This window comes from Micrococcus sp. KT16 (assembly GCF_003315015.1).
Taxonomy (GTDB): Bacteria; Actinomycetota; Actinomycetes; order Actinomycetales; family Micrococcaceae; genus Micrococcus; species Micrococcus luteus.
The window spans coordinates 16,661-36,344 of record NZ_QNRG01000001.1; the positions used below are offsets into that span (position 1 = coordinate 16,661).

The 19,684-nt window shown below is 75.7% G+C and carries 16 protein-coding genes; 10 read left to right on the plus strand and 6 right to left on the minus strand.

Going from position 1 to position 19,684, the window contains the following annotated elements:
* Positions 1–3: 3 nt before the first annotated feature.
* Genes DE149_RS00065 through hemE form a run of 4 tightly spaced genes read right to left on the minus strand, consistent with a single transcriptional unit; the run spans position 4 to position 4,848 of the window.
* Positions 4–1,353: a ferrochelatase gene (locus DE149_RS00065; protein WP_049147270.1), complete on the minus strand. Its 1,350-nt coding sequence runs from the start codon at positions 1,351–1,353 to the stop codon at positions 4–6.
* Positions 1,353–2,069, minus strand: coding sequence for a hydrogen peroxide-dependent heme synthase (gene hemQ / locus DE149_RS00070; protein WP_036314319.1), 717 nt, complete (start codon positions 2,067–2,069; stop codon positions 1,353–1,355). Before hemQ ends, DE149_RS00065 begins: the two co-directional genes overlap by 1 nt.
* A 50-nt stretch (positions 2,070–2,119) precedes the next feature.
* Positions 2,120–3,628, minus strand: coding sequence for an NAD(P)/FAD-dependent oxidoreductase (locus tag DE149_RS00075; protein WP_101965984.1), 1,509 nt, complete (start codon positions 3,626–3,628; stop codon positions 2,120–2,122).
* The gene (hemE, locus tag DE149_RS00080; RefSeq protein WP_101967521.1) at positions 3,625–4,848 is read right to left on the minus strand and encodes a uroporphyrinogen decarboxylase; all 1,224 of its coding nucleotides are present in this window, start codon (positions 4,846–4,848) and stop codon (positions 3,625–3,627) included. Before hemE ends, DE149_RS00075 begins: the two co-directional genes overlap by 4 nt.
* 136 nt (positions 4,849–4,984) lie before the next feature.
* Between hemE and DE149_RS00085 the strand changes: the two genes are divergently transcribed.
* The 5 genes from DE149_RS00085 to DE149_RS00105 all read left to right on the plus strand — a co-directional run bounded on the left by DE149_RS00085 (position 4,985) and on the right by DE149_RS00105 (position 11,057).
* On the plus strand, positions 4,985–6,337 hold the full coding sequence (locus tag DE149_RS00085) for a glutamyl-tRNA reductase (protein WP_113913732.1): 1,353 nt from the start codon (positions 4,985–4,987) through the stop codon (positions 6,335–6,337).
* A 25-nt stretch (positions 6,338–6,362) separates the two neighbouring features.
* Positions 6,363–7,019 (plus strand): TetR/AcrR family transcriptional regulator, encoded by a 657-nt coding sequence (locus tag DE149_RS00090; RefSeq protein ID WP_044659417.1) that lies wholly within the window; start codon positions 6,363–6,365, stop codon positions 7,017–7,019.
* A gap of 120 nt (positions 7,020–7,139) precedes the next feature.
* A complete protein-coding gene (locus DE149_RS00095) occupies positions 7,140–7,364 on the plus strand; it encodes a DUF3107 domain-containing protein (protein ID WP_002854967.1) in 225 nt (74 codons plus the stop codon).
* A gap of 68 nt (positions 7,365–7,432) precedes the next feature.
* Positions 7,433–8,998 (plus strand): RNB domain-containing ribonuclease, encoded by a 1,566-nt coding sequence (locus DE149_RS00100; protein WP_063189558.1) that lies wholly within the window; start codon positions 7,433–7,435, stop codon positions 8,996–8,998.
* Positions 8,999–9,248: 250 nt separating this feature from the next.
* On the plus strand, positions 9,249–11,057 hold the full coding sequence (locus DE149_RS00105; RefSeq protein WP_061867030.1) for a DEAD/DEAH box helicase: 1,809 nt from the start codon (positions 9,249–9,251) through the stop codon (positions 11,055–11,057).
* A 118-nt stretch (positions 11,058–11,175) separates the two neighbouring features.
* Here the strand turns inward: DE149_RS00105 and DE149_RS00110 are convergent, their stop codons facing one another.
* Positions 11,176–12,036, minus strand: coding sequence for a PHP domain-containing protein (locus DE149_RS00110; protein WP_049147253.1), 861 nt, complete (start codon positions 12,034–12,036; stop codon positions 11,176–11,178).
* Positions 12,037–12,100: 64 nt separating this feature from the next.
* On the opposite strand from DE149_RS00110, the gene DE149_RS00115 reads away from it, so the two are divergent.
* Both DE149_RS00115 and DE149_RS00120 read left to right on the plus strand, forming a co-directional pair.
* Positions 12,101–13,699, plus strand: a complete 1,599-nt coding sequence (locus DE149_RS00115; RefSeq protein WP_102708452.1) for an aminopeptidase P family protein — start codon at positions 12,101–12,103, stop codon at positions 13,697–13,699.
* A gap of 33 nt (positions 13,700–13,732) precedes the next feature.
* On the plus strand, positions 13,733–15,538 hold the full coding sequence (locus tag DE149_RS00120) for a pyruvate kinase (RefSeq protein ID WP_069942062.1): 1,806 nt from the start codon (positions 13,733–13,735) through the stop codon (positions 15,536–15,538).
* A 6-nt stretch (positions 15,539–15,544) separates the two neighbouring features.
* On the opposite strand, the gene DE149_RS00125 is transcribed toward DE149_RS00120, so the two are convergent.
* Complete coding sequence (locus DE149_RS00125) at positions 15,545–16,321, minus strand: general stress protein (protein WP_113913733.1); 777 nt, start codon at positions 16,319–16,321, stop codon at positions 15,545–15,547.
* A gap of 92 nt (positions 16,322–16,413) precedes the next feature.
* Here DE149_RS00125 and DE149_RS00130 point away from each other — a divergent pair, with 92 nt between their 5' ends.
* The 3 genes from DE149_RS00130 to DE149_RS00140 are packed head-to-tail and all read left to right on the plus strand — an operon-like array spanning position 16,414 to position 19,655.
* Positions 16,414–17,682, plus strand: a complete 1,269-nt coding sequence (locus DE149_RS00130) for a magnesium transporter MgtE N-terminal domain-containing protein (protein WP_010080556.1) — start codon at positions 16,414–16,416, stop codon at positions 17,680–17,682.
* A gap of 39 nt (positions 17,683–17,721) precedes the next feature.
* Positions 17,722–18,510, plus strand: coding sequence for a DUF1003 domain-containing protein (locus DE149_RS00135; RefSeq protein ID WP_113913734.1), 789 nt, complete (start codon positions 17,722–17,724; stop codon positions 18,508–18,510).
* Complete coding sequence (locus tag DE149_RS00140; RefSeq protein ID WP_036382689.1) at positions 18,507–19,655, plus strand: Mrp/NBP35 family ATP-binding protein; 1,149 nt, start codon at positions 18,507–18,509, stop codon at positions 19,653–19,655. The genes DE149_RS00135 and DE149_RS00140 overlap by 4 nt, the downstream gene beginning before the upstream one ends.
* Positions 19,656–19,684 lie beyond the last annotated feature (29 nt).

The following is a 19,684-nucleotide window of genomic DNA, read 5'->3' on the forward strand; positions in this document are numbered from 1 at the left end:
GTCTCAGGCCTCCTCGGCGGGGGCCGCGGCGCCCGCCTCGTGCTCGGCCAGCCCGCGCACGGCGGCGTCGACAGCGGACGTCGTCGGCCGCGTCGAGCCGTCCCGCATCACCTTGACGCAGCAGTCCGGCCGGCACACGTCGTACCACGCCGGGAAGCAGCCGACCGCGGCGCGACCCTCGCGCCGGCCCAGCCGCTCCTCCACGATGTCCACGAGCCCGGCCACGAACCGCGGGTCGGTGCCCGGGGTGGGGCTGCGACGGAACCCCACGCCCAGCCCCTCGGCGGTCTCCTTGGCCTCGGTGTCGAGGTCCCAGACCACCTCCATGTGGTCCGAGACGAACCCCAGCGGCACGACGATGAAGCCCGCCACGGCACGCCCCTGCGCGTCCGTCTCGGCGCCCTCGCCCGCGAGGTGCTCCATCGCGTCGTTGATGTCCGGCTCCAGCCACGGCACCGAGGGCGGGCCGGAGCGCGACTGGTACACGAGCGACCACGGCACGTCCGCGGCCTCGGGCACGCCGGCGAGGATCTCGCGGGCCACGTCGAGGTGCTGCGCCGAGTACACGTCCGCACCCTCGTCGCCCGGCTCCGCCCCCGCCTGCGCGCGCAGGTCTGCGGCGAGGCCGCGCGGGCCGGCCGCGGCGGCGTCGGAGGTGGGGATCGAGTGGGTCGCGAAGAGCACGTGGATCCGCGCGTCGTCCCCCAGCTCCGCGCGCAGCGACGCCAGGTCCGCGCGCAGGCCGTCCCGGAACGGCTCGATGAAGCCGGGGTGGTTGAAGTACTGGCGCGTCTTGTCCAGGTCCACCTTCCCGGTCAGGCCGGTCTGCTCCAGGGCCATGCCCATGTCCTCGCGGTACTGGCGGCACGAGGAGTAGCAGGAGTACGCGGAGGTGGTGACCGTCAGGATGCGGCGGTGCCCGTCGGCGTGCATCCGCTCGAGGGTGTCCGGGAAGTAGGGCTCCCAGTTGCGGTTGCCCCAGTACACGGGCAGGTCCAGGCCGCGGGCGGCCAGCTCGGCCTCGATGGCCGCCTTCAGCGCGCGGTTCTGCGCGTTGATGGGGCTGACGCCGCCGTTGGCGCGGTAGTGGGTGGCGACCTCCTCGAGGCGCTCGTCCGGGATGCCGCGCCCGCGCGTGACGTTGCGCAGGAACGGGATCACGTCGTCCTGGCCCTCGGGCCCGCCGAAGGAGGCGAGCAGCAGGGCGTCGTAGTCCTTGGGGGCCATCACGCCGCACACGTCGTAGTCGACGCCGGCGGCGGCCTTCTCGGGCGTCCGGAGGGCCGGGGCGACGCCGGCGTCCGGGCCGGTGTGGACGGGCGCGTCGGCGCGGGGCTCGGGGGCGGCGGTCATCAGGCCAGCACCTCCGCGATCTCGGCGGTCTCCAGACGGCGTCCGGTGTAGAACGGCACCTCGCTGCGCACGTGCAGGCGGGTCTCGTTGTTGCGCAGGTGGCGCATCATGTCCACCAGGTCCGTCAGCTCGTCCGCCTCGAGGCCCAGCAGCCACTCCCAGTCGTTCAGGCCGAACGCGCTGGTGGTGTTCGCCCATACCTGCGGGAAGTCCTGGCCGAGCTGGCCGTGCTCGCGGAGCATGCGGGCCCGCTCCTTCGGGTCCAGCAGGTACCAATCGTACGAGCGCACGAACGGGTAGAAGCACAGCCACTTCAGGGCCTTGCGGCCCATGGCGAAGGCGGGGACGTGGTCCTTGTTGAACTCGGCCATGCGATCGGCGCCCATGGCCGAGAGCACCATCGTGGTGCCCTCGAGCAGACGGGTGCGGCGCAGCTCGCGGATGGCGGCCTGCAGGTCCTCGGGCACCTGGCCGTACATCCACACCATGACGTCGCCGGCCTCGCGCATGCCCGAGACGTCGTAGACGCCGCGCACGGTCACGCCGGTCTGGGCCACCCGCGCGACGGCCTCGTCGAACTCCTTGGCGGCCTTCTTCGCGTCACGGCCCTCCAGTCCCAGCCAGCCGGGCTCGCCCTGTGGGCGGGCGAACACGGTGTAGGTGGTGAACCAGTCCTTGCCGGCCTCGGCAGGGGTGGTGGTGCTGTCCTTGGTCATGGTCCTCTTCCTTGAGATCCGATTGCGTCAGGGGTGGTCTGGGGGCGAGGTCAGCCCGCGGGCGGCGCGTCGGCGCCGAGGGTGCGGTCCACGCCGGCGACGACGGCGGCCAGCCCGGTGCCGTGCACCCAGCTGCCCACGAGGTCGAGGCCGGGCACGTCCCGTGCCCAGTCGATCAGCGTGTCCGCCTTCGCGCGGTCGGGGCCGGCCTGCGGCGGGATGGAGCGGCGCCAGCGGGTGACGGTGCGGGCGACGACGTCCTCCTCCGCCAGCGGCACCCCGGTGAGAGTCGCCGTGTCCACGAGCGCCTGCGCGAGCAGCTCCTCGTCCGCGCTGCGGTGGCCCAGGGCCTCGGGCCCGCCGCCCTGGCGGCCGTAGGACAGGCGCAGCACGTGGCGGTGGGGATGGCGGGCGACACCGTCCTCCTGCGGACGCGCGACGACCTCGCGCAGCCACGCCCACTTGGCGGTGGCGTGGGTCAGGGCCTTGGCGGCCACGTCCGTCCCGGCGCCGACCAGCACTCCGGTGCCGCGTGGCGCGTCGTCCAGGCCCGCGGCCTCGACGACGAGCGTGGCCAGCGCGATGCCCTCGCCGAGGGCGGGGCCGGCGTCGGGGTCCAGGGCCTCGGCCGAGAGCGGGGCCAGCAGGTCCCAGGCGGTGACGCCGTCCACGGCCAGCACGACGCGGTCCACGTCGAGCCCGCGGACGACCTCGTCGTCCCGGTCCGAGATCTGGGCCCACCAGCCGCCGGTGGCGGGCACGCGGGACAGGGCGGCCACCCGGACACCGCGCAGGACGGTGGCCCCGTCCTCGCGCAGCGCCTCGACGAGCCGGCCGGTGAGGCGGACCATGCCGCCGTCCAGACCGGCCACGAGCGAGCCGGGGGTCCCGGTGGACCGCAGCGCGGCGACGCCCGCGGCCAGCCCGCCGTGCTCCACGGCGGCGGCGAGCAGGCCGGGGGCCACGCGCTCCAGCTCGACGACCGCGGGGTCGGCCGAGTGGACTCCGGCGACGACGGGGGCCACGAGGCGGTCGAGCACCTCGTCGCCGAGGCGGTCGGCCACGACCTGCGCGACGGTCACCGGCTCGCCGGCCGCGAGCGCGGCGGCCCAGCGATCCATGGGGGCCTCGGCGTCCTGCCGGGCGCGCTCCAGGCCGGCCGGCGTGAGGGCGGCGGCGAGGTCCTCGGCGTCGAGGTCGCCGGGGATGCCGACGATGCCGAGACGCGGGGCGCGCACGGGGCCGGCGGGACCGTGCAGCCACGAGCCGAGGGGCTCGGGCGCGACGATCTTCTCGCCCAGCCCGAGCTCCTCCACGAGCGCGCGCACGGCGGCGCCGCGGACGGCGAACGACTCGGCGCCGCCGTCGAGTTCGAGGGTCTGGGTCTCGGGGGCCCCGGTCTCGCCGTGCGAGGGGACGTCGAGGAAGCGCGGGGAGACCGCGCCCCCGAGCACGGAGGTGGCCTCGGCGAGGGTCACGTCCCAGCCCGCCGTGGACAGTCGGTGGGCCGCGACGAGGCCGGCGATGCCGCCGCCGACCACGAGCGCCGTGCCGCTCATGCGCGCTCCTCCCGCTCGGCGGTCTCGACCCCCGGTGCCGGGTCCTGGCCCTCCCGCTCCGGCACGGGCAGGGAGTGGATCAGCTCGACCACGCGGGTCAGCACGGCCGCGTCCGTCTCCGGCGGCACGCCGTGGGCGAGGTTGACGACGTGGCCGGGCGCGACGGCGCCGGAGGCGACAACGTCGCGCACGTGGGCCTCGAGGACCTCCCACGGGGCGGCGAGCAGGGCCGGGTCGATGTTGCCCTGCAGGGGCACGGCGCCGCGTCCGTCGGGGCCGGGGTTCGCGCTGAGCCGGCGGTGCGCCTCGGCGAGCGTGAGGCGGTGGTCCACGCCGACGGCGGTCGCGCCCGCGTCACGCATGTGGTGCAGGAACTCTCCGGTGCCCGTGCCGAAGTGCAGGAGCGGGGCGCCGTCGGGGACGCCGGGCCCGGCGAGGTCGGCGACATGGGCGAGGGCCGCCGTCGAGTGCGGCTGCACGTGCTCGAGGTAGTCGTCCGCCGAGAGCGAACCGGCCCACGAGTCGAACAGCTGCGCGGCGGAGGCGCCGGACTCGAGCTGGGCGCGCAGGAACTGGCCGGACACGGTGGCCGCCCAGCCGGCCAGGGCGGCCCAGGTCTCGGGGTCGGCGTGCATCATGCGTCGCGGGCCGAAGTGGTCGCGGGAGGGACGGCCCTCCACCATGTACGCCGCCAGCGTGAAGGGGGCGCCGGCGAAGCCGATCAGGGGGCGCGGGCCCAGCTCGGCGACGGTGGCCGCGACGGCCTCGCGGATGACGTCCAGGGCGGCGTCCTCGAGGACGGGCAGCGCGGCGACGTCGTCGGCGGTGCGGACGGCCTGGCCGAGCACGGGGCCCACGCCGGGCTGGATCTCCACGTCCACGCCCGCCAGGCGCAGGGGGACCACGATGTCCGAGAAGAAGATCGCCGCGTCGACGTCGTGGCGGCGCACCGGCTGCATCGTGATCTCCCGGACCAGGTCCGGCATGAGGCAGGAGTCGAGCATCCCGATCCCCTCGCGCACCTGGCGGTACTCGGGCAGCGAACGGCCGGCCTGCCGCATGAACCACACGGGGTGGCGGTCGGGGCGCTGGCCGCGCAGCGCGCAGAGGAGCGGGCTGGCCACGGTCGAGCGTGACGGATCCTCGGTGCGCAGCGGGTGCTCGGCGGGCAGTGCCGGGACGGCCGCGGGGGTCTCGGGGGTCTGGGACAGGGCGGACATGCCCCCAGTGTCCCACCGGTCGTGTCGCGGTGGCACATCCGCGTCCTCCGTGAGCGTCGTCACACTGGCCGACGGCACCCGGGTCAGGTCCGCCTTCCCGGACGGGCGGGGCGGTCGGGGCTAGACTTGGCCCGCTGTGACTGTCTTCTCTCTCGTCGCCTCCCACCATGATCTGGACCTGGACACGGTCGCCCGCCTCAGCGCCGGCGCGACCGGGGTCGGGCCCGCCCTGCCCGGCAGCGGTGCGGCGGGCGCCGTCGTGCTGGCCACGTGCAACCGCGTGGAGATCTACGCCGAGGCCGACGGGGCCGGCGTCGAGGCCGCTCGCGCGGGGCTGCTGTCCGCCGTCGCCGCCTCCACCTCCCTGCCCGACGAGGACGTGCACGCCGCGTTCCGCACACTCGACGCCGACGCCACGGCCCGTCACCTCTTCGAGGTCGGCGCCGGACTGGACTCCGCCGTGGTGGGCGAGCGCGAGATCGCCGGTCAGGTCCGACGCGCCCTGACGGCGGCCCAGGAGGCCGGCACCGCCTCGGGTCCGCTCGTCCGCCTCTTCGAGTCCGCCACGCGCACGGCCAAGGACGTCGGCTCCCGCACGGCGCTCGGCGCGGCCGGCCGCTCGGTCGTCTCCGTCGCCCTGGACCTCGCGGAGGAGCTGCGCGGTCTCACCGACGCCGCGGCCCAGCGCGACTTCTGGGCCGGGGCCACCATCCTGCTGATCGGCACGGGCGCCTACGCCGGCACCACGCTCGCGCAGCTGGCGGACCGGGGCGCGACCACCGTCGGCGTGCACTCGGCCTCGGGCCGCGCGGAGCAGTTCGTCGCGGACCGCGGCGGCTGGGCCCTCGCGCTCGGCGGCGAGGCCGTGGCCGGCGCCGTCGCCGAGGCGGACGTGATCATCGGCTCCTCCGGCGGCGAACGCCAGATCAGCCCCGAGCGCCTCCAGGAGCTGCGCGAGGGCGGACGGCGTCCGCTCACGGTGGTCGACCTGGCCCTCTCGCGCGACTTCGACCCGGCGGTCGCGGACCTGCCGGACGTCGATCTCATCACCCTCGAGTCGGTGCGGCTGGCCGCACCCGAGCAGGCCCAGGTCGCCGTCGCGGAGGCCCGCGCGCTCGTGGACGACGCCGTCGAGGAGTACCGCGCCGCGCAGCGTGGCCGCAGTGCCGACGCGGCGATCAAGGCCCTGCGCCGCCACACCCTCGGTGTGCTCGACCGGGAGCTCGAGCGCGTGCGCGCCCGCCACGGCTGCACGGCGGCCGCCGAGGAGGTGGAGTTCGCCCTGCGCCGCATGGTGAACCAGCTCCTGCACGAGCCCAGCGTGCGCGCCAAGCGGCTCGCCGCCGAGGGCCGGCTCGACCGCTATGAGGACGCCCTCGAGGCGGTCTTCGGGATCGAGGCCCCCGGCCGCCCCGCCCCCGCCGTGGGCACGGTCGAGGCGGCCTGCCCCGCGCACGAGGACGACGGCGGCGCCGCGCGCATCGCGTGAGCCCGCCCCGCGCCAGGAAGACCCCGTGACCGCCCACCCCGCCGCCACCGCGCCCGACGAGCCCGGGCGAGGCCGTCGTCTGCCCCGGCACAAGCGTCGCCGCCAGCTGCTGGACTGCGCCCGCGCGGTCTTCGCCGCCGAGCGGTACGCGGGGGCCTCCATGGAGCAGATCGCCGAGCGGGCCGAGGTCTCCAAGCCGGTCCTCTACCAGCACTTCCCCAGCAAGCACGAGCTCTTCCTCGAGCTGTTGGACGCCGAGGTCGCGAGCCTGCGCGCGCTCCTCGAGGCGGCGATGGACACCCGCCGGGACAACCGCGAACGGGTGCGGGCCACCGTCGCCGCCGTGTTCGAGTACATGGCCTCCCCCGAGCGGACCCACCGCCTCATCTTCGACTCCGGCATCGACGCGGACCCGGAGGTGCGCACGCGCAGCGAGGCCGTCCACCGGCTGCTCTCCTCCGAGGTCGCGCGCACCATCCGCGCGGACACCACCGTAGCCGAGGCCGAGGCCGAGGTGCTCTCCCGCGGACTCGTCGGCTATCTCCTGGGCGCCGCCCGCCACTGGGCGGACCGGCTCGACGCCGACGCCCGCCCCGCCGCCGCCGAGATGGCCCGCACGGTGGACGCGCTCGTCTGGCGCGGCCTCGCCTCGCTGCCCTCCGCGGACGACGCGCCGCGCTGACCCGGCCGTCCGGCCCGTTTCGCCCGCGGGTGAACCTCGTGGGCGCCCGTCCACCCCGCCGAGCGGTCCCGTAGGCTGACGGTGGACCGCACAGGACGCGACGAAGAGAAGAGGTTCCCCATGGAGATCCGCATCGGTGTGCAGCACGTCGGCCGCGAGGTCGTCATCGACAGCGAGCAGTCGGCGGACGAGGTCCGCTCCCTCGTGGACGCCGCCGTCGCCGACGGCACCCCGCTGGTCCTGGCGGACGCCAAGGGCCGCCAGGTGGTCGTCCCCGGCGACCGCATCGGCTTCGTGGAGATCGGCGCGAAGAAGTCGGGCCCGCTCGGGTTCGCCGCCTCTTGACCCGCCCGCACGCCCCGGTGATCCGCCGGGGCGTGCGTCGTCTCGGCCCCCTGCCCAGGAGCATCGCCATGTCGCCTCACGCCCTCGGCCTCCGCGGCCCCGCCGACCCGGCCCTGCTCGAGCGCCTCGCCGCCCTGCGGACGGAGCTCGAGCTGCCGCCGGCCTTCCCCGCCCCCGTCCTGGCCGAGGCGGAGGCGGCCGCGCGTGAGGTGCACGCGGGCCTGACCGGGAGCCCGGACCACGCGGACCGCACGGCGCTGCCGTTCGTCACCGTGGACCCCGCCGGCTCCACGGACCTGGATCAGGCCCTGCTCCTGACCCCCGCCGACGACGACGGCATCCTCGTCCGCTACGCGATCGCGGACGTGCCCGCCTTCGTGGCCCCGGGCGGCGCCGTGGACGCCGAGGCCCGCCGCCGCGGCCAGACCGTCTACCTGCCCGACGGCCGGGTCCCCCTGCACCCGGAGGTGCTGAGCGAGGACGCCGCCTCCCTGCTCCCCGACCGCGAGCGCCCGGCGTTCGTCTGGACGTTCCTGCTGGACGCCGCGGGCGCCGTCGTCGAGACCGGCCTCGAACGCGCCCGCATCCGCTCCCGGGCGCAGCTGACGTACGGGCAGGTGCAGGCCTTCCTCGACGCACAGCCGGGGGCGCAGGCGCAGACGACGCCGCGTCCCGGGGTCACCGACGCGGACCGGGCCGCCGCCGAGGGGTGGCCGGCCGAGGTGCGCGACTCGCTGACGCTGCTGCCGGAGGTGGGCCGACGGCGGGCCGCGCAGGAGGCCGCCCGCGGCGGCGCCTCCCTGAACCTGCCGGACCAGGAGGTCCGTGTCACCGAGGACGGGGCGCACGAGCTCGTGCACCGGGCGCCGCTGCCGGCGGAGGAGCACAACGCCCAGCTCTCCCTGCTGACCGGCATGGCCGCGGCCGAGCTGATGCTGGCCGCCGGGGTCGGGATCCTGCGCACGATGCCGGCGCCGGACGCCGAGGCCGTCGCCGCCTTCCGAGAGCGCACACGCGCCCTGGGCGCCCCGTGGGACGAGGGCCAGGACTACGGCGCCTACCTGCGTTCCCTCGACCCCGCCGACGCGCGGCACCTGGCGGTGCTGCACGCGGCGACCGGGCTGTTCCGCGGCGCCGGGTACACGGCCTTCGACGCGCAGGCCGAGGACCCGGCCCTGCGCACACCGCCGGATGAACCGGCCCAGGCCGCGCTCGCCGCCCCCTACGCCCACGCCACCGCTCCGCTGCGCCGGCTCGTGGACCGCTTCGTCCTGGCCCTGTGCCACGCCCATGCCATCGGCGCCCCCGCCCCCGCATGGGTCCGCAGCGCCCTGCCCGCGCTGCCCGCCCTCATGGCGGACTCGTCGCGCCGGGCCTCGGCCGCCAGCCGGACGGCGGCGGACCTCGTGGAGGCGGCGGCGCTCGAGTCCCGCGTCGGCGCGGAGCTCGAGGGGATCGCGGTGCGCGAGGCGAAGGACGGCACGGAGGTGTGGCTGCTCGACCCGGCCGTGAGCCTGCGGGTGCCGGGCAGCGTCCCGGCGGGCACCCGGGTGCGCGTGCGGATCGAGGGCGTGGACCGCGCCTCGGGTGCGATCACGGCCGCGGGGGTAGACTGGCCGCACAGCTCACGCTGACCCAGGATGACCGGTCGCTCTCTGATCACCCTGACCCGCCGCCCGCGCCCCTGACGCCCGGGACGGCACCATGACCTGCCGGATCCGGCACGGCCCGCCGCGTACGGCGCGCCCGCCCGGTTCCACGGGGCACCGCCCGTCGGCCGCTCCGCGTGCTTGCCTCGCGATCGGCTTCCGCTTGAACCGCGCGCACGGCGGAGCCGGGCCTTCCGCCCGCCGTGACGACGCCTGACCAGGAACGCGAGTCGCCATGACCCAGAACTCCGAGCACACCCCCGCCTCCGCCGACCTCGACCCGACGGTCGCCGCGATCGCGGAGGACATCGTCACCGAGGACGCCGCCCCCGTGGCCCCCGAGCAGACCTTCGCCGACTTCGGGGTGCACCCCGCGATCGTCGAGGCCCTGGAGGCCAAGGGCATCGTCCACCCCTTCCCCATCCAGGCCATGACCCTGCCGGTCGCCCTCGGCGGCCACGACATCATCGGCCAGGCCAAGACCGGCACCGGCAAGACCCTCGGCTTCGGCATCCCCGCGCTACAGCGCGCCATCGGCCCGGGCGAGCCCGGCTGGGACGGCCTCGAGGCCAAGGGCACCGCGGGCGCCCCGCAGGCCCTGATCGTCGCCCCGACGCGCGAGCTCGCCGTCCAGGTGGCCGGCGACCTCACGGCCGCCGCGGCCCGGCGCCCCCTGCGCATCGCCACCATCTACGGCGGCCGCGCCTACGAGCCGCAGATCGAGGAGCTGCAGCGCGGCGTCGAGATCGTCGTCGGCACCCCCGGCCGCCTCATCGACCTGATGCGCCAGCGCCACCTGCGCCTGGACCTGGTGAACACGGTGGTGCTGGACGAGGCCGACGAGATGCTGGACCTCGGCTTCCTCCCCGACGTCGAGACCCTGCTCGCCGCCGTCCCGGCCGTGCGTCAGACCATGCTGTTCTCGGCCACCATGCCGGGTCCCGTGGTCGCGATGGCGCGCCGCTACATGACGCAGCCGACCCACATCCGCGCGGCGGACCCGGAGGACGAGGGCCTGACGAAGAAGGACATCCGTCAGCTCGTCTACCGCGCCCACCACATGGACAAGGACGAGCTCGTGGCCCGCGCCCTGCAGGCCGAGGGCCGCGGCCGGACCATCATCTTCACGCGCACCAAGCGCACGGCCGCTCGCGTGGCGGACGAGCTGACGGCGCGCGGCTTCGCGGCCGGCGCGCTGCACGGCGACCTCGGCCAGGGCGCCCGCGAGCAGGCGCTGCGCGCGTTCCGCAACGGCAAGGTGGACATCCTCGTGGCCACCGACGTCGCGGCGCGCGGCATCGACGTCGACGACGTCACGCACGTGTTCAACTTCCAGGCGCCGGAGGACGAGAAGACCTACGTGCACCGCGTGGGCCGCACGGGCCGCGCCGGCAACAAGGGCGTGGCGGTGACCCTCGTGGACTGGGAGGACATGCCGCGCTGGTCCCTGATCGACAAGGCGCTCGGCCTCGGCCAGCCCGAGCCGGTGGAGACCTACTCCTCCTCCCCGCACCTGTTCTCCGACCTCGGCATCCCGAAGGGCACGAAGGGCCGTCTGCCGCAGGCCAAGCGCGTGCTCGAGGGCCTCGAGGGCGAGACGCTCGAGGACCTCGGCGGCCCCGAGGCGAAGCAGCGCGACGGCGGCCGCGGACGGGGTCGCGAGGGCGGTCGGTCCCGCGACGGCGAGCGCGGCGGCCGTGAGGGCGGCCGCGGCGGACGTGGCGGACGGAACCGGGGCGGCCGCTCCGGCGAGGGCCGCGACGATGCACGCGGCGGAGGCCGCGGCGAGCGCTCGGCCCGCGGGCGTGGTGAGGTACCCGCCGAGCAGCGCGCCGAGGGCCGGGGCCGTGGTCGCGGCGAGGGCCGCGAGCGCACCGCCTCGCGCTCCGAGGCCCCCGCAGCCCGGACGCCGGAGCCGGTGGCCGGCGTCGAGCTGACGGAGGCCCGCCGGGCCGAGCGCGCCGAGGCGCGGGCCGAGGCCCGTCGTCGCCGGGGCGGCCGCACCCGCACGCGCCGCCGCAACGGCGAGGTCGTGGACGGCTGACCCTCCCTTCCGGGCCCCCGGGAGTCTTCTGCGCGAATGACCCTTCTGACCGCCGTGCAGGCGGCCGGAAGGGTCATTCGCGCAACGGATCCTCCGCCGTCGCCCCGGCCGTCCGGGCTCAGCCGCGGATGATCGCCGTGCCGGTGCCCTGCCGCTCGATCTCGGCGAGCACCTCCGCGCCCGTGGTGTGCTCGCCGATCGGATTGGGCTTGCCCGTGCCGTGGTAGTCGGACGAGCCGGTGACGAACAGCCCGTGCCGGTCCGCGAACGCGCGCAGCCAGGTGCGCTCCTCCGCCGGGTTGTCCCGGTGCTCGACCTCGACCCCCGCCAGTCCGGCCTCGGCCATCTGCTCGAACACCTCGTCGCCCACCACGCGGCCCCGCATGCGCGCCCGGGGATGCGCGAACACCGGCACCCCGCCGGCGGCCCGGATGAGCGCGACCGCCTCGGCCGGGTCCGGGGCGAAGTGCGGCACGTAGTACTTGGACCGGCCGGCGAGGATCTCCCGGAACGCCGCGGAGCGGTCCGGGACGGCCCCGATCGTCACGAGGGCGTCGGCCAGGTGGGGCCGGCCGATCGTCGCGTTCTCCGCCGCGTGCTCCTGGACCAGCTCCCACGTGATCGGGAAGTCCGCGCCCAGGCGCCGCACCATCTCCTGCGCCCGGATCAGCCTCGCGTCGCGGGCCAGGCCGACCTCCCGCAGCAGGGCGGGGTCCTCGGGGTCGTGCAGGTAGCTGAGCACGTGCACGCTCACGCCGTCGGCGGAGGTGCAGGACATCTCCATGCCGGGCACGAGCGTCAGCCCGGTCTCCCGCGCGGCGTGGGCGGCCTCGGCCCAGCCGGCGGTCGTGTCGTGGTCGGTGAGCGCGAGGCCGTCCAGCCCGGCCCGCGCCGCCGCACGCACCACGTCGGCCGGCGGCTCGGTGCCGTCGGACTCGGTCGAGTGCGTGTGCAGGTCGTAGCGGGCCATGGCGGCCATGGTACCGAGACCCGCGCGCGGCGGCCCCGACCTGCCCGCGCCCACCGGTGCCATGATGGAGGGCATGACCGATGCCGCACAGCACCCCGCCCAGACCACCCCCGACCAGCCCGCCGCCGCCCCCGAGGCGGGCGCCGACGGCACCGGCGCGGTGAACCCCCAGCCGCTGGCCGAGCGCGTCGACAACCGCTCGCAGCGCCCCGCCTCGAACGCCTTCCGCGACTTCATGGCCTCCGACTGGGCGCCCTCGTCGCAGGCCCTGCCCGACCCCGACGCCTCGGCCCCGTACGCCGCCCGGCGGCGGGCCGCCGTGTCCGCGCGCTTCCCGGGCGAGCGGATCGTGGTGCCGGCCGGCCGCCTCAAGGTCCGCTCGAACGACACCGACTACCGCTTCCGCGCGCACTCCGCGTTTGCCCACCTGACGGGCCTCGGCGTGGACCACGAGCCGGACGCCGTGCTCGTGCTCGAGCCCACGGACCCGGGCGCCGGCGACGACGGCACGGACCACACCGCCACCCTGTACTTCCGTCCCCTGGCCGGCCGGGACACCGAGCAGTTCTACGCGGACTCGCGCTCGGGTGAGTTCTGGATCGGCCCCCGTCCGACCCTGGCCGGCCTGGCCGCCCGCACGGGTCTGCGCACGGCGGGGCTCGAGGAGCTCGAGTCCGCCGTCACCAAGAACGTGGCCGCGGACGGCACCGCGGTGCGGCTGCTGGCCGAGACCGACCAGGACGTGGACGCGCTGCTGGCCGCCGTCCGGACCGAGGCCGGCGTGGACCTGGCCGCCGCGGCCGAGGCCGACGCCCAGACCGCCGAGTTCCTCTCCGAGCTGCGCCTGGTCAAGGACGCGTGGGAGGTCGAGCGGATGCGCGCCTCGGTGGCCGCCACGATCGCGGGCTTCGAGGACGTCGTGCGGGCCCTGCCGCGCGCCGTGGGCCACGACCGCGGCGAGCGCGTGGTCGAGGGCGCCTTCTTCGCCCGCGCCCGCCTCGAGGGCAACGACCTGGGCTACGACACGATCGCGGCCTCCGGCAACAACGCCACGATCCTGCACTGGATCCGCAACACGGGCACCGTGCGCCCGGGTGAGCTGCTCCTGCTCGACGCCGGCGTCGAGGACGACTCCCTCTACACCGCGGACATCACCCGCACCCTGCCCGTGTCCGGCACGTTCACGGACGTGCAGCGCCGCATCTACCAGGCGGTCCTCGACGCCGCGGACGCCGCCTTCGCGATCGTGCGCCCCGGCATCCGGTTCCGCGAGCTCCACGCCGAGGCCATGCGGGTGCTCGTCGACCGCCTCGACGGCTGGGGCCTGCTGCCGGTCTCGGCCGAGGTCGCGCTCTCGGACGAGGGCCAGCACCACCGGCGCTGGATGCCCCACGGCACCTCGCACCACCTCGGCCTCGACGTGCACGACTGCGCCCAGGCCAAGCGCGAGCTCTACCTGGACGGCGTGCTCGCGCCGGGCATGGTCTTCACGATCGAGCCGGGTCTGTACTTCAAGGAGGAGGACCTGGCCGTCCCCGAGGAGTACCGCGGCATCGGCGTGCGCATCGAGGACGACATCCTCGTGACCGAGGACGGGGCCGAGAACCTCTCCGCGGTCCTCCCCCGCACCCCGGACGAGATCGAGGCCTGGATGGCGCGGCTCCAGGCGTGATCCGGCGCGGAGGGCGCCCCTAGGGTTCGGACCATGGGTATCGACCTGACCACCGAGCTCACCGCCCTCCGCGACCGCCTCCTCTCCGCCGAGGCGGAGCACGCCGACCTCATCTCCCGCGTCCGGGAGCGCCACCGGGCCTCGGCCCGGAACCTCGTGCACTACGTCGCCCTGCGCGGCACCGACCTGCGGCCCCTGCAGGAGGCGCTGAGCGACGCCGGACTGTCCTCTCTGGGCCGCATGGAGGCCGGCGTGCTGGGCCACGTGGACGCGGTGCTGGCCGCCGCCCGCGCGCTCGACGGCGACCCCGCCCCCGCGCCCGAGGACGACGCCCTGACCTCCGCCGAGGGCCGCGCCATCCTCGCCCGCAACGCGGCGAGCCTGCTCGGTCCGGCCCGCGGCGACCGGGACGCGCGCATCATGGTGACCATGCCCTCCGAGGCCGCCACGGACCCAGAGCTCGTGGCCCGGATCGCCGAGGCCGGCATGGACCTGGCGCGCGTGAACTGCGCCCACGACGACGAGCAGGCGTGGGCCGCCATGATCGCGGCGGTCCGCCGGTGTGCCGGTGCGGGCCGGCCCGCACCCCTGGTCGCGATGGACCTGGCCGGGCCGAAGGTGCGCACCGGCCCCATCGAGCCGGGACCGCGCGTCGTGAAGGTGAAGCCCGCCCGGGACCCCTCCGGGATCGTCACCGAGCCCTCCCGCGTGTGGCTCGCCGCCGGGCCCCACGACGCCGTGGCCACAGCGGACCGGCCGGACGGCGCCGTCGTCGTGCCGCTCGCGGACCCGGAGGGGAAGACCCTGGCGGTCCTGCAGCGCGGCGACGAGATCGAGCTGACCGACGCGCGTGGCGCTCACCGCAGGCTCGAGGTCGAGCAGGTGGACGGCGAGGGCGTGCTCGTGCAGGCGGACAAGACGGTCTACTGGGCGACGGGCACGGCGCTGACGACGCCGCACGGGCCGCTCGAGGTCGGGCCGCTGCCCCCGCTCGAGCAGTCCATGCGCGTGCACGAGGGCGAGGAGATCGTGCTGGCCCGCTCGCTCGAGCCGGTCCCCGCGGTCGACACGCCGCCCTACCGGATCGGCCTCACCCTGGCGCAGGCGTTCGCGGACGCGGCGGTCGGCGACCGGGTCTCCCTCGACGACGGGCGGATCGGCGCGCGGATCACGGCGGTGTCCGACGACGAGATCACCCTCGAGGTGACCCAGGCCGGCCCGCGCGGGGCGAAGCTCAAGGCGGAGAAGGGCGTGAACTTCCCGGACACGCACCTGGACATCCCGGCCCTCACGGACGAGGACCTCGCCCACATCCCGTTCGCGGCCCGCCAGGCGGACATGGTGAACATGTCCTTCGTCCGCTCGGCCGAGGACGTGGCCCAGCTGATCGACGCGCTCGAGGCCGAGGACGCGCCGGACGTGGACATCACGCTGAAGATCGAGACGGTGGAGGCCTTCCGGCAGCTGCCGCGGATGCTGCTCGAGGCGATGCGCTGGCGGGACGTCGGGGTGATGATCGCCCGCGGCGACCTGGCGGTGGAGGCCGGCTTCGCACGGATGGCCGAGCTGCAGGAGGAGATCCTGTGGCTGTGCGAGGCCGCGCACGTGCCCGCGATCTGGGCCACCCAGGTCCTCGAGTCCCTCGCCAAAACCGGCCTGCCCTCACGGGCGGAGATCACGGACGCCGCGATGGCGCAGCGGGCCGAGGCCGCGATGCTGAACAAGGGCCCGTACATCGACCGCGCCGTCACCGTCCTCGGCGACATCCTGGGCCGGATGCACGGTCATGCGAGCAAGAAGCGCGACATGCTCCGGCGGCTCGAGTCCTGGTCCCTCTGACGGGGCTCAGCCGCGCGGCTCGTCCTGGGGCCGGGGCGGGTGGCCGCCGCGCGCCTCGATGAGCTTGGCGACCTCCTCCGGGGGCAGGGTCACGCCGTAGGAGCGGTCCAGGCCGGTGGGCGCGGGGCCCGCCTCCGGGACGGGCCGGGCCGGCGCCTCGGGTCCGCCGGGAGCGGGCGCCGCGTGGGACCCGCCCGACGACGGCGCGGCGGCCGGGGTGGCCTGCACGGACCCGCCCCCGGCCTCCTCCGCGGCGGGGGCGGGCGCCGGCTGCGGGGCCGGCTGCGGCGTCGGGGCCGCGGCACCGCCCAGGCCCAGCTCCTGGCGGGCGCGGGCGGCGTGGTCGAACGCGACCACGAGGTCGAAGGCCGTCGGCACGACGGCCTGCGAGGACGCGAAGCCGTGCTGGCCCCGACGCATCGCGAAGCCGATCACGCCGAAGATCAGCCACACCGCCAGGCCCAGCAGCATGGAGGTGAGGATCTGCCCCGGGCCGGCCTCGGGGGCCAGCAGGTAGAGGAACATGCCGATCAGTCCGCCGAAGAACACGCCGCGCACACCCGCGGACAACGCCACCTGGGCGTAGTTCAGCCGGCCGCGCACCCGCTCCACGACCCGCAGGTCCTTGCCCACGATCGACACGGCGCTCACGGGGAAGTCCGTGGCGGCGAGGCGGTCCACCTGCTCGCGCGCCTGCGCGTAGGTGGCGTAGGTGGCCAGCAGCTCTCCGCGGGGCAGGCCCTGCTCGGCGCCGGGCTGAGGGTTGGACATCATGAACGACATGGACCCATTGTGCCCGGCCCGGCGCCCGGGCGGGCGGCGGTCCGCCGTACGCGGACACGGAGCCGCGGTCCGGCACGCCGTAGGCTGGGTCGGTGAGCTCCCCCAAGATCTTCGTGGCCCGCCTGCTGGGCCTGGACGTCTTCGACCCCCTCGGCGACCGCCTGGGACGGCTGCGCGACGTCGTCGTGCTGGACCGCGGCCCCGCCGCAGCCCCGTTCGCCACCGGCCTCGTGATCGAGGTCCCCGGCAAGAAGCGCGTCTTCGTCCCGATGACGCGGGTGACGTCCATGGACTCGGGCCGGATCATCACGACCGGGCTGATCAACCTGCGCCGGTTCTCCCGCCGTGGCGCCGAGCAGATGGTGGCCGCCGACCTCTTCGACCGGAAGGTGCGCCTCTCCGACGGGTCGGGCGAGGCCTTCCTGGAGGACATCGGGCTGGAGCAGCAGCGCAACGGCGACTGGCTGGTCTCGGACCTGTACGTGCGCCGCATCGTCGGCCGCGGCCCCTTCGGCCGCGCCCAGCGGGGCGAGCACCTCCTGCTGAACTGGGACGAGGCCCGCTGGACGGCGCAGGCCGACCCGCAGGGGGCCACGAGCTTCCTCGCCGCGCACGAGGACCTCAAGCCCGCCGACCTGGCGGACATGCTCCACGACATGTCGGAGAAGCGCCGCGTCGAGGTCGCCAGGGAGCTGCAGAACGAACGCCTCGCGGACGTGCTCCAGGAGCTGCCCGACGACGACCAGGTGCAGATCCTCTCCCAGCTGGACATCGACCGCGCCGCCGACGTCCTGGAGGAGATGGACCCGGACGACGCGGCGGACCTGCTCCACGAGCTGCCCGACTCCCAGCAGGAGCTGCTGCTCGAACGCATGGAGCCGGAGGACGCCGAGGACGTCCGGCGCCTGCTCGAGTACGAGGAGGGCACGGCGGGCTCGCTCATGACCCCCGTGCCGGTCATCCTCCCCCCGGAGGCCACCGTGGCCGAGGCCATGGCGACCATCCGACAGCAGGAGATCTCCCCCGCGTTGGCCTCGCTCGTGATCGTGGCCCGGCCGCCGTTGGAGACGCCGACGGGCCGGTTCCTCGGCGTCGTCCACTTCCAGCGCCTGCTGCGGTACCCGCCGCCGGAGGCGATCGGCAACATCATGGACAAGGATCTCGAGGCCGTCTCGGACCTCGCCCCCATCGCCCACGTGACCCGCGAGCTCGCGACCTACAACCTCACGTGCATCCCCGTGGTGAACGAGCAGGACCGCGTCGTCGGGGCCGTGAGCGTGGACGACCTGCTCGACCACATCCTGCCCGACGACTGGCGGGCCATGGACCTCGACGACGCCGAGACCCGCCCCGCAACCTGACCCCGCGGCCCGCCGCCGCACGACACCGGAGGTGTGAGCATGACCCAGACCGCGCGAGACCTGCGCCCGGGCCGCGGCACCGGCCTGGACACCCCGCTGAGCGCCAGCGGGCGCCGCGTGCCCCGGCTGGCCCCGAACCCGGACGCCTTCGGCGAGGCCACCGAGGGCATCGCCCGCTTCATGGGCACCCCGCAGTTCCTCGTCTGGATGACGCTGTTCTGCGCCGCCTGGCTGGGCTGGAACACGTTCGGCCCGATGGCGTGGCGGTTCGACTCCGCCGAGCTCGGCTTCACCGCGCTCACGCTCATGCTCTCCCTCCAGGCGTCCTACGCCGCACCCCTGCTCCTGCTGGCGCAGAACCGCCAGGACGACCGGGACAGGGTCGCGCTGCGCGAGGACCGTGACCGCGCCGAGCGCAACCTCGCCGACACCGAGTTCCTCACCCGCGAGATCGCCGGTCTGCGGCTGGCCGTCCAGGAGGTCGCCACGCGCGACTTCGTGCGCGGCGAGCTGCGCGGCGTCCAGGACGACCTCAGGGACGACCTCCGCGAGGCGCTGCGCGCCGAGCTGCGGGAGGAGATCCGGGAGGAGATCCGGGAGGAGCTGCGCGCCGGCCTCCCGGTCGCCGAGGCCCAGCCCCGCAAGAACAAGAAGACCAAGGGCCGCGGCCGGGATGCGCGGCGCGGCGACGCCGGCGCCGAGCCCACGACCACCACGCTCGCCACCCTCGCGGCGCAGGAGGCCCAGGAGGCCCGCGAGGCCGGGGGGTCCGGTCCGGTGACCGGCCCCGCCGGCGGTGCGGGCCCGGTGGACGGGGGCGGCCGATGAGCGCCCTGGGCCTGCCCGTGCCCGAGGTCCGCACCGACCTCGAGCGCCGGGTGCTGGAGCGGCTCGCCACGGTCCAGGACCCCGAGATCCGCCGCCCGATCACCGACCTCGGCATGGTGGAGTCGGTCGTGGAGACCGCCCCGGGCGTCGTCGAGGTCGCGGTCCTGCTCACGATCGCCGCGTGCCCCCTGCGCGGGACGATCCAGACGGACGTGGCCGCCGCCGTCGCCGTCGTGCCCGGCTGTGAATCCGTGGACGTTCGCGTCGGGGTCATGGAGCCCGAGCGCCGCCTGGCGCTGCAGGACGCCCTGCGCGCGACTCGGCCGACGAACCCGTTCGGGGAGGGGACGCTCACGCGCGTCCTCGCGGTGGCCTCGGGCAAGGGCGGCGTGGGCAAGTCCTCGGTCACGGCCAACCTCGCGGTCGCGCTCGCCGCGCGCGGGCTCGCCGTCGGCCTGATCGACGCGGACGTGCACGGCTACTCCATCCCCGGGCTCCTGGGCGTGACCGGCACCCCGACGAAGCTGGACCGGATGATCCTGCCGCCCGTGGTGCGGGACGTGAAGGTCATCTCGATCGGCATGTTCCTCGACGCGGACCGGCCGGTGGCCTGGCGCGGGCCGATGCTGCACCGCGCGCTCGAGCAGTTCGTCACGGATGTGCACTGGGGCCACCTGGACGTCCTGCTCGTGGACCTGCCCCCGGGCACCGGGGACATCGCGATCTCGACGGCGCAGCTGCTGCCCGCCTCGGAGCTGCTCGTGGTGACCACGCCGCAGCACGCCGCCGCGCAGGTGGCCGCGCGCGCCGGTCAGCTGGCGGAGCAGACGGGCCAGACCGTGGCCGGGGTCGTGGAGAACATGGGGCCGATGACCCTGCCAGACGGCACCGTCCTGGATGTGTTCGGGACCGGCGGCGGCGCCGAGGTGGCGGAGCGGCTGTCCGGGGTGCTGGACACGCAGGTGCCGCTGCTGGGCACCGTTCCCCTGGACCCGGCGCTGCGCGCGGGCGGCGACGCCGGCGAACCCGTGGTGGTGTCCGCGCCGGAGAGTCCCGCGGGCCGGGCGCTGACGCAGATCGCGCAGCGGGTGGCCGTGCGACCGCGCGGGCTGGCCGGGCGACCCCTGCCGTTCACCCCTCGCTGACCTCGGGTGCCGGCGCCCCGGCCGGGGCA